Consider the following 10,416-nt stretch of genomic DNA (forward strand, 5'->3'; position numbering starts at 1 on the left):
GCCTTTTTAAATAGAATAGGGGTAAATCAAATGACAAAAAACCTGCAGCTATCAGCCGAAGAGATGCGTCAGTTAGGATATCAAGCGGTTGACTTGATTGTTGATCATATGAATCATTTAAAAAGTAAACCAGTTTCAGAAACGATTGATAGTAATATTTTTAGAGACAAGCTAATTGAAACGATTCCGGAAAACGGATCTAATCCAAAAGAATTACTTCATTTTCTTAATAACAATGTGTTTAATCAAATTACTCATGTGGATCATCCTCATTTTATGGCTTTTGTGCCAGGTCCTAATAATTATGTTGGTGTATTAGCAGATTTTTTAGCAAGTGGGTTTAATGTATTTCCTACAGCTTGGATAGTAGGTGCAGGTGCTGAACAAATTGAATTAACGACAATTAACTGGTTAAAATCAATGCTAGGATTCCCTGATTCAGCTGAAGGCCTATTTGTCAGTGGCGGTTCCATGGCTAATTTGACTGCACTTACTGTAGCGAGACAGGTCAAGCTGAATAATGACATAGAAAATGCGATTGTGTATTTTTCTAACCAAACTCATTTTTCTGTAGATCGAGCACTTAAAGTATTAGGTTTTAAGCAGCATCAAATTTGCCGAATTGAGACAGATGAAGATTTGAAAATTTCAGTTAGTACTTTAAGAAAGCAAATAAAAGAAGATCGACTAAAAGGGAAAAAACCATTCTGTGTTATTGCTAATGCAGGGACAACCAATTGCGGAGCGGTTGATTCCCTCAACGAATTGGCTGATCTTTGTAATGATGAAGATATATGGCTACACGTGGATGGAGCTTATGGTGCTGCAGCAATTCTCAGTGAAAAAGGAAGGGAGTTATTAAGTGGAATTCATCGTGCCGATTCTTTAACGTTAGACCCGCACAAATGGCTTTTTCAGCCTTATGATGTTGGTTGTGTACTCATTCGAAATAGCCAATATTTAAGTGAAACATTCCGTATGATCCCAGAGTATATTAAGGATACAGAAACTAATATAGAAGAAAAAGTGAATTTTGGGGAGCGTGGAATTGAACTTTCTCGTAGATTTAGAGCATTAAAGGTATGGCTTTCTTTTAAAGCATTCGGTGTTACAGCTTTTCGTGAGGCAATTGATCATGGCATTATGCTAGCTGAACAAGTTGAAGAGTTTTTAAGGAAAGAAAAAGATTGGGAAGTAGTAACACCTGCCCAATTAGGAATTGTTACTTTTCGTTATATTCCATGTGAGCTAACATCTACAGATACAATTCATGAAATAAACAAAAAATTGGTGGAAGAAATTAATCAAAGAGGATTTGCTATGCTAAGTACTACTAAATTAAAAGAAAAAGTAGTAATTCGACTTTGCTCTATCAACCCAAGGACAACAAAAGAAGAAATACTTCAAATCATGATGAACATAAAAGCATTGGCAGAGGAAATAAACACATCGCCTAAACATCTTATATCTGTTTCTCAACCTTGATATATTAGGCGGATTTTACATATTAATAGCCGGTTCTCATTTAGAATCGGCTATTATGTTTAAATGATAAATATATATATACTATTTATAAGTGTTTCTCTTGTAATGGGATTAAGCCTCAACCTTGGATACTCGTTTGAAACCAGTCTTTATTGCTTGTACTATTTCGTTCACAGCATAAATAGATACATCGGCATTTGGATTTAGCCCTTCAAACCAGTGATAGGCATTTGGATATAAATGAAACTCCACATCAACACCAGCTTGCGCTAGTTTGCTTACATAGGTTAATGTTTCGCTGCGGAATGGATCTAATTGACCAACAAATGTGTAAGTATACGGTAAGTCACTATAATCCTCAGCTCGAGAAGGTGCTGCATAGGCAGGGATTTGATCCGTTCCATACATTTCTCCTAAATACATTTTCCAGCCAGCTTCATTTGCCTTTTGGTTCCAAACAAATCCCTCTTTAATTTCATTCGCTGAAGGTGTATCATTTCTGTCATCAATCATTGGATATAGTGGCATTTGTAAACAAATTGAAGGATATTTTCGATCTCGGGCTAATAATGATAATGCTGCTGTTAGTCCACCGCCGGCACTTACTCCTGCAACCCCAATACGATTTGAATCAATGTTTAATGACTTTGCATTATCAGCAATCCATTTTAAAGCTGAATAACAATCCTCAATTGGTGCTGGGTAAGGGTGTTCAGGTGCTAAGCGGTAGTCTACAGATACAACCACACAGCCAGCTTCTTTTGCAAACCTCATACAAGTATCATCGTTATCATCTATAGAACCTAAGATATAACCACCACCATGTATCCATAATAAGACAGGTAAAGATTCATGATTTGATTTTGGACGATAAATTCTTAATGGTAACGGATTATCATCAGGTCCAACAATGACTTTATCTTTTAACGAAAGGGAGTCATCAACAACGGTAGGTGGTCTCATTTGAGCTATCCCTTCTCTGATTGATTGCAAGTTTTCCGGGCGTAAATCGAGATCCGGAAACATCTCTAACCCTTGTAATAATTCTGGATTTACTCTAGTTTTCATTTTAGCACCTCTATTTGTAATTGTTTTCAAATAAATGAAGTGTATTCTAAGTAGTTTAATTGTGAAAGAACACCACAATTAAATTGTAAATTGGATATGTTATAACAGTCAACAGAATATTCGGAAATTAAAACCTTTCTCAAGAAGGAGTTTCATGCAATTAATAATACAAGTTGTGGATTTAAGAGCAAAGTGTTTTAATGTCATTGCATTTATGTACATTTAGTTGTCTGATTAAACTAAGTGATACTTGTTCGAATTCATACTCGGAAAAAATTCATGCATATATATATAATTTCATGAAATCCTTATATGCAAGTATTAATATGGGAGAACAATAGAAAAAATTCTTTTTGAGTTTAGAAAAGGGGTAGATTCTTTTTCTTTATCTAGACTCATGAAGAATTTATAGATAGTTAGCTTAAAAAATAAACAAAAAGAGAAAAACTAACAATACAAGTATAAGATTATGTACTTAGTAACCTCTCACTTTAAGGCATGACATTGGATAAGTGCGGGGAGTTCAATCTATTTTGAATAAAATTGATAGTATCAGTTGCAATTTTTTTACGTTTAAGAACGATCCCCGCATGCCCACATGTATAAATATATCGTGTAGGTCTTTCCCAAGATTCCCACAAGTAGTCTGTATCCTCAGAATGCACATATAGATCGTGCTTACCTGAAATTAATAAAATATTTTCTTTTTTTACTTTTGGCAATGCTTGACTCGGTTCAGTGATTTTCCAATAATCTATTAAATCATCATACGTAACACCATGATGTTCCAAGTCTTCTCTAATAAATTTACCTGGAGTTGTATTCCAAATAGAATAAGAAAGTCGATTTGCATAGAAAATGGATGCTAACACATCAATTTCTTCTTCAACAAGAGAGGCTAAGTTAGTAATAAATCCACCTAAACTAACCCCTATTAGAATCAGGGGACCATTTTTATTTGCTTTAATCCATTTAATCAAAGCTCGTAAATCAGCTACCGCTTGTCTAGTTGCTTGTACTGTTCGTTCAATATTTGCACTTACCATATACTCTCCACTGAATAAGGATTGATCGGGTTTTCTTTCAAAATGATAGGGTAGAGTGAAATAATACATATTCCACTTGAGGCTGGTCATATGATCGTGGAATATTTTTTTCACACGTTCGTTAGAATCCATTCTCCAACCATGAACAAAGATAACATGAGGTGCATTTTCATTTTTATGTAAGAATAATTCCCCAGTTACAGAGTCGTTGCATGAATCACCGGATTGAACCGAGCTTTTATATTTGAATTGCCCAACCATGTATTCATTTTTTTGCTTTAAATGCTTAATGTCAAAATGAATATAGGATGGTTTTACTTTATAAAAAGATTCTATGTCCTTTATATTTAATGAAGTGTTAGAAAGGGAAGTATACTGAAACGCTACACTTCTTTTTTGTGTAAATCATATAAGGCGTACCGATCAATGAGTTTTGAAAAAATCAAATTAACCTCCTTCAAAATACATATTGTTTAAAACACAGACAAAATTTATGTTTTAAATTAATTAGGAAATATTCTCTTTTCCTAATAGTAGGTGCTTGAATTATAAAAATAGATGATAAATTTGTATATTATATTATAAATCTTGCAATAAAATAAAACTATAAATAATTTATATTAAAATTTAAGAAGCAAATTAATATTCTTATCCTTATAAAAGAATGCTAACTTGCTTCTTTTCTTATTAAAAGATGTAATTTCTATGAGGAACTTAACAATTCCCATATAGATATTCACAAATAGGTTCTCTATATTTATTGTAAAGAAATTATACAATAAATATTTTTATGTTACATACATTAAATCAAGCTTAACCTCTCTTTTTTCTATAAGTCTCTTAAATTGACTAACTCCTTACCAATATTCTGAATAACTACACATAAACTCCTTATATCTCTAGTTAAACTACCGATTAGCTCCATATAAACTCTAGATAACCTATATAGAATACAAGTTATCAAGGAGGTAAGAAAAAATGAATTTTATGAAACGAGCAATTCTCAGTATGAAAAAAAGGATAGGAACATCATTAATTTTGATGGCAGTTTTTCTGATTGTTACAAATTTGGTTCTTTCAGGTTTCACAATCCAAAATGCATCAAAAAAAGCAGCGGATGCTGCAAGAAAAAAACTTGGTGCAGATGTTACTTTAGGTCTTGATTTCGACAAATTAGGTCAAAAAGCTAAGGAAACTGGAGAAATGCCAAATCCGCCGCAGCTCGATGCAAAAGAAACAGATCAATTAGCGAAGTCCAAGTATGTAAAAGATTATAATTACATAGCTAACACTTTCGGTATTTCTGATGGGCTTAAACTAGTAGGAGCTTCAGAAGGAGAAGAAGAAGGAAAAGGTAAAGTGGGAATGGCGGCTGCGCGAGGCGGTTCAAGCTCTGGTACAGAAATAGATATGAATGCTTCTTTTATGATTGAGGGAGTTCGCAAGACTGCATTACAAGAAAGCTTTAAAAACGGAAAAAGTAAAATCATTGATGGAAAACCAATAACAGAGCAAATGAAGGATCAGAATGTAGCTTTAATGGAAAAACGATTAGCGGAATTAAACAATTTGAAAGTAGGAGACAAAGTTAAAGTGCAATCAGGGGATAAGAAGGAAACCCTTGAGGTTGAAATTATCGGTATTTACGAAACAAATGAGCAAGCAATGGGTCAACAGGCTCCTCCTATTATGGATCCAGCTAATAAACTATATATGCCGCATTCAACTATGAAAAAATTAGAAGTAGACCAAGGTATAAGTAGTGTTCAAGTCGTGTATTTCTTGAATGATCCACAATATATTGATGCATTTAAAAAGAAGCAAGAAAATCTAATATTGATTTTAATTATTATAAATTAGATGCGCATGATTCATTGTACAAGCAAATGATTGGTCCTATCGAAAATATCTCTTCGACTTCTCAAATGATTATTTATATTGTATCGATTGCAGGTGCGATCATTTTAGGATTAATCATTATGCTATCAATTAAAGGACGTCGTAAAGAAATGGGAATTCTATTGTCCATTGGAGAGAAAAAGTGGAAGCTGATGGCGCAATTCGTAGTAGAAGTAGTGTGTGTCGCTATTTTAGCATTTGGATTATCCATAACAACAGGAGCTAAAGTTTCTCAATATATCGGGGATAATTTACTTTCGAATGAAATTGCTACTTCAAGCGAAGAAACAGATACCTCGCAACATGGTACTGTAATGATGGCTGGACCTGGTGGTACTCTACAAAATCAAAAAGAAGATCCGATTGATAAAATTGATGTAAGTGTAACAGGAGAAGATGTAGGGAAAATGGGTGGAATTGGACTAGCTATTGCTATAATAGCAACGCTTCTTCCAGCATTATCTATTCTACGTTTAAACCCAAAACAAATTCTTTTAAAAGATGAATGAGGAGGCTCGATATGGAGACAATTTTACAGTTTAAAAATTTGGATTATTATTATGAAAGTAATGGAAAAAATGTAGCGATACTAGAAAATGTTAACTTTTCTTTTCAAAAAGGACATTTCTACACGATTTTAGGACCATCTGGATCTGGTAAAACCACAACCCTAAGCTTAGGTTGTGGACTAGATGTCCCTAAAAATGGTTATGTACTGTATAATGGCAAAGATATTAGAAAAATTGGTTTGGATCGATACCGTAATCAAAATGTATCTGTAATTTTCCAATCTTATAACTTAATAACCTATATGACAGCTCTTCAAAATGTCTTAACAGCAATGGAAATTACAGGTGTTAAAGTGCAAAATAAAACAGCAAGAGCATTACAATTATTAGAGAGGGTAGGACTCTCAGAAGCTGAAGCGAAACGAAACGTCCTGCAACTAAGCGGTGGGCAACAACAGCGTGTAGCAATTGCTCGAGCACTATCTTGTAATGTTGATTTATTGATTGCGGATGAGCCGACAGGAAACCTTGATGAGGAAACCGCAATGGATATTATAGAACTGTTTCAAGAACTTGCACATAAAGAGAATAAATGCATTATTGTTGTGACGCACTCACAGGAGGTTGCTAAAAAATCAGATCGTGCAGTGTATTTAAGTAAGAAGAAGTTGGTCGTAAATGAAATCTAATATAAACATCGTAGTTGTTCAATTCACATAATTTTCAAAATCCAGACCTTTCAAAAGCTTATATTTATTTTATAATAAAATCAAGCCATAACCAAAATGGTCTCCCTGTACTGAATGTTAAAATAGTTTGTTGTTCCCGTTTTAATAATATTTGAAAAAGAACTTGTAGGATATTCTACAAGTTCTTTTTAGTATAATTGGTTACCTATATCATGGGATAATCACACATAAAAAACGGAACATTACCTAGATTTATAATCTAAATATCGTCCCGTTTACCTACTCTGTATAGTTATTGCAGAATTAAACCTACAATCATAATTAAACTAAATACTATCATCCAACCAAACGCACAATAGCCAAAAATTCTAATCCATTTAGGTAATTGATGCATGTTAATTTTATTTGTGGGAACTCCTTGCATAGAAAACATCATTTTTTGATCTCTATCTCTATTATTTTGTTGTTCATGCATAATATCATCACCTTTCCAGAACTATTGTGTTTATAGTATATCAGCCTAAAGAAAATTATGTACAGAATAAGAGGGGATAGCATAAATATTATGTGGTGAATTTTATAAATAAAGACATTTAATTGCCATGGTTCTAAGCGCTAATACGTTATAAATACTGAACAAGAGCCCTACATAAATAGGACTCTTGTTCTTCAAATATTAAGTTGCTGGATATAGATTAGAACCAAGGTAACGTTCTTTTATAATTTGAAGATGATGAAGCTCATGACCAGCAATGATGTATGCTAATGCACGAACTGTAACTTCAGAATTATTCGCATTTCCTCTTTGTGACCAAGCTTCTTTATCTAAGCTTCTAAGTAAATGCAGGGTAGATTGGCGAACAACTATTAAATTCTCAAGAAGATCTTGCATAGATTGCTTATCAAAAGCAGCTCTAAGAACATACATATCATCATTATAGCCTGGAAGTTCTGCTGTCTCGCCTCGAGCGATTGATAGCAATCGATACGCCATAATCCGTTCTGTATCTGCTATATGACCGATTACTTCTTTTATACTCCATTTAGTAGGAGCATACCGGAAAAGTCCCTCACTATCAGAAATTCCCTTTAATAAAAGATTCGTTTCCTTCATTTGTTGTTCTAGAATATGTATGATATTTCCGTCTGATACCAAGTTGGTATACGTTGCATAATAGGAGTTATATTCACTTGCTTGTGGTCTTATTTGCATACGAATCATCCTTTTTGTTTTATGTTTAATCTTTATATATAGCTTAACATAAAAGAATTCCAAATTAATCTGAAAATGGAGGTGAATATACATTTTTCATCCTCCTTTTCAGTTTCATAGATGAAATGTATCTCAAATAAGAGAATCTAATTTGCTGCTAAGCGTAATTTCGCTTTTCTGCTGTTATAGTAGAAGGTAAATATTTAAGGTGAATACAGTTTTTCGCTACTTATGACAATCGCCATTTAAAAAGTAGCATACGTCATTAAACGAAAAGCCTGTTAATAAGTTTATACTTACTACAAAAACAAATAAACTCATCCTATTTAAAGGAGAGTTTATTTGTTTTTATGTTTAGATAGCGGAATACTCATGCAAAATTGCACACTATGTTCCATATTTTTTATTGAATACTTTATATCTAACGTTTCAAGAATTTGTTTAACAATATATAGCCCCAAACCACTTCCTCCAGTATTTCGATTCCTTGATTTTTCAATTCGATAAAATGGTTTGAAAATTTGTTGAATATCTTCATCTTTAATATTGATACCTGTATTTATAATTTTCATTTCGATTTGATCTTGTTTAGAATTCTCTCTTAACTTTATATAGACTTTTTCATTATGTGGTGAATACATAACCGCATTGTGGATAATATTTTTACATGCTTTTTCTAAAAGAGCACAATCTGTATAAATAGAAAGGTCAGAATCAATTTCTTTTATTATTTCGATGCTTTTTTGAGAAGCAAAAAATTCGAGATCTTTTGTGATTGTACCTATTAACTTTGAAGGGTTAACTTCCTCTACTTTTAGTTTGAAGGTGTGTTGTTCTAATTTCGATACGCTTAAAATTTCACGAACTAATTGTTCCATACTTTCAATAATTCGATGATTTTTCTTTAAATATTGATCGCGATTTTGATAAGGGCCAATATTGTAAATCATCCCTTCTAAGTAGCCTTTCATTACAGTAAGAGGGGACTTTAATTCATGTGCTACAATCGCAAAAAACTCTCTGCGTTTTGTTTCTATTTCTCTTTCTTTTTCAATATCATTTTTTAATTGTTCATTTGCTTTTTTTAAATCAAACATAGCTTGTTGTAAGTTAATAGACATGTCATTCAAACTATTAGACAATTCTCCTAACTCATCTGTAGAGCGAACCTCAATTTTTTCGGAGAAATCTAAATTTGCCATCTTTTGTGCACCTTCATTAATATAAATAAGTGGCTTTGTAATAAACCTGGAATAAAAATAAGCACTCCCTATACCAATAATGAGCACAATGATACTAATATAGGGGAGAAAGCGTACTAAAACTTGTGAAGCTTCATCAATCGGTTGAAATGTAGCAAACACTACAAGCGTTAAACTACCATCTTGGAATTGAATTGGTTTCGTAACATTATATGAATTGCTGAGGGTACTTGCATTCTCGAATCGTGTGGCTTTAGTAACTACTGTTTTTTGCGTACCACTTTGAATAAAAGAAAATGAAGGAGAGTAAATAATTACTCCTTCTTTATTTTGAAGATAAAGCATCGCATTATTTTTTTTTGCGTATTCATCAAAAAGTGGTATCGCATCTTGAAACGTAAGATCTTTAGACTTATCAATGATTTCGTTTATCCCTGTTTGAAGTTGATCTGTTTTATATTGCTCATAAAACGTAGGGAGAAAGAAATATAAAGTTAAATAAATCAATACTGCAAAGGATAATAAAATGAGAGATGTAGTCATAAAGAGTTTATAAGTAATTCGCTTCATCTTCATGAGTTTCACAATACTATTCATCAATTTTATAACCAATACCCTTTATTGTTTTAATATAAGGGATAGCTAATTTTTTGCGTAGGTTTTTAATATGTGTATCAATTATTCGTGTTTCTCCAAAATAATCGTAACCCCAAACTTTCTCTACGATATTTTCTCTTGTGAGTACTTTTCTCTCATTTTGAAGTAGTAGTTGTAGAATTTCAAACTCTTTTGTCGTTAATATAATTTCAACGTCATTTACATATACTCTATATGCATCCACATCAATACGCACTTCTTTAAATATCAAATGATTATTTACATTTTTATCATAACTTCTTCTAAGTACAGCTTCGACTCGTCTAATCAAAACATGAAATGAAAAGGGTTTTGTTATATAATCATCGATCCCAAGGTCGAATCCTTTCATTTGATCTTCCTCTTCTTCCAACGCAGTTAGCATAATAATTGGTACGTTTGACTGACTTCGGATCATTTTAGAAACTTCAAACCCATTAAGATTGGGCATCATGACATCTAGAAGAATTAAATCAAAGGATTGCTTATTAAATTGTGTCATACCCTCTAGTCCATCTGAAGCGACTACCACTGTATAATGCTGTGTCATTAAAAACTGTTTAATTAATTCCTGAATTTCTTGATCGTCCTCTACCACGAGAATATGATAGTTTTTCATAATATCACCTCTGGTAGTCATTATAGCCGTACTATCTGGAGTTTATGTGG

The 10,416-nt window shown here is 32.7% G+C and carries 7 protein-coding genes and 2 pseudogenes; 3 read left to right on the forward strand and 6 right to left on the reverse strand.

The window, feature by feature from the left end:
* Positions 1-30: 30 nt before the first annotated feature.
* Positions 31-1,485 carry a pyridoxal phosphate-dependent decarboxylase family protein gene (locus JFU02_RS04105; RefSeq protein ID WP_000164810.1) on the forward strand — a complete coding sequence of 485 codons (1,455 nt, stop codon included), beginning with the start codon at positions 31-33 and terminating at the stop codon, positions 1,483-1,485.
* 111 nt (positions 1,486-1,596) lie between these two features.
* Here the strand turns inward: JFU02_RS04105 and JFU02_RS04110 are convergent, their stop codons facing one another.
* Both JFU02_RS04110 and JFU02_RS04115 read right to left on the reverse strand, forming a co-directional pair.
* Positions 1,597-2,553, reverse strand: a complete 957-nt coding sequence (locus JFU02_RS04110; RefSeq protein ID WP_000857934.1) for an alpha/beta hydrolase — start codon at positions 2,551-2,553, stop codon at positions 1,597-1,599.
* Positions 2,554-3,044: 491 nt separating this feature from the next.
* Positions 3,045-4,045, reverse strand: a pseudogene (locus tag JFU02_RS04115) (alpha/beta hydrolase).
* Between the two features lie 532 nt (positions 4,046-4,577).
* Between JFU02_RS04115 and JFU02_RS04120 the strand changes: the two are divergent.
* Together JFU02_RS04120 and JFU02_RS04125 are read left to right on the forward strand one after the other, a co-directional pair.
* Positions 4,578-6,007: pseudogene (locus JFU02_RS04120) on the forward strand (ABC transporter permease).
* 11 nt (positions 6,008-6,018) lie between these two features.
* Positions 6,019-6,696 carry an ABC transporter ATP-binding protein gene (locus JFU02_RS04125; RefSeq protein WP_000447864.1) on the forward strand — a complete coding sequence of 226 codons (678 nt, stop codon included), beginning with the start codon at positions 6,019-6,021 and terminating at the stop codon, positions 6,694-6,696.
* A 292-nt stretch (positions 6,697-6,988) separates the two neighbouring features.
* On the opposite strand, the gene JFU02_RS04130 is transcribed toward JFU02_RS04125, so the two are convergent.
* From JFU02_RS04130 to JFU02_RS04145, 4 genes are all read right to left on the reverse strand, one after another.
* A complete protein-coding gene (locus JFU02_RS04130) occupies positions 6,989-7,171 on the reverse strand; it encodes a hypothetical protein (RefSeq protein WP_061666118.1) in 183 nt (60 codons plus the stop codon).
* Between the two features lie 201 nt (positions 7,172-7,372).
* The gene (locus JFU02_RS04135) at positions 7,373-7,909 is read right to left on the reverse strand and encodes a DinB family protein (protein WP_042973330.1); all 537 of its coding nucleotides are present in this window, start codon (positions 7,907-7,909) and stop codon (positions 7,373-7,375) included.
* A 338-nt stretch (positions 7,910-8,247) separates the two neighbouring features.
* Complete coding sequence (locus JFU02_RS04140) at positions 8,248-9,708, reverse strand: sensor histidine kinase (protein WP_098291787.1); 1,461 nt, start codon at positions 9,706-9,708, stop codon at positions 8,248-8,250.
* Positions 9,701-10,366, reverse strand: coding sequence for a response regulator transcription factor (locus JFU02_RS04145; RefSeq protein WP_098291788.1), 666 nt, complete (start codon positions 10,364-10,366; stop codon positions 9,701-9,703). Before JFU02_RS04145 ends, JFU02_RS04140 begins: the two co-directional genes overlap by 8 nt.
* Positions 10,367-10,416: the final 50 nt, after the last annotated feature.

Origin of the sequence: Bacillus sp. TH13, assembly GCF_016651175.1 — a bacterium.
Lineage (GTDB): Bacteria > Bacillota > Bacilli > Bacillales > Bacillaceae_G > Bacillus_A > Bacillus_A thuringiensis_S.

What these genes read in the sequence shown, in the direction of transcription:
- JFU02_RS04145 (WP_098291788.1), bottom strand. Translation starts at nt 10,366, where the DNA reads ATGAAAAACTATCATATTCTCGTGGTAGAGGACGATCAAGAAATTCAG.
- JFU02_RS04105 (WP_000164810.1), top strand. Translation starts at nt 31, where the DNA reads ATGACAAAAAACCTGCAGCTATCAGCCGAAGAGATGCGTCAGTTAGGA.
- JFU02_RS04140 (WP_098291787.1), bottom strand. Translation starts at nt 9,708, where the DNA reads ATGAATAGTATTGTGAAACTCATGAAGATGAAGCGAATTACTTATAAA.
- JFU02_RS04135 (WP_042973330.1), bottom strand. Translation starts at nt 7,909, where the DNA reads ATGCAAATAAGACCACAAGCAAGTGAATATAACTCCTATTATGCAACG.
- JFU02_RS04125 (WP_000447864.1), top strand. Translation starts at nt 6,019, where the DNA reads ATGGAGACAATTTTACAGTTTAAAAATTTGGATTATTATTATGAAAGT.
- JFU02_RS04130 (WP_061666118.1), bottom strand. Translation starts at nt 7,171, where the DNA reads ATGCATGAACAACAAAATAATAGAGATAGAGATCAAAAAATGATGTTT.
- JFU02_RS04110 (WP_000857934.1), bottom strand. Translation starts at nt 2,553, where the DNA reads ATGAAAACTAGAGTAAATCCAGAATTATTACAAGGGTTAGAGATGTTT.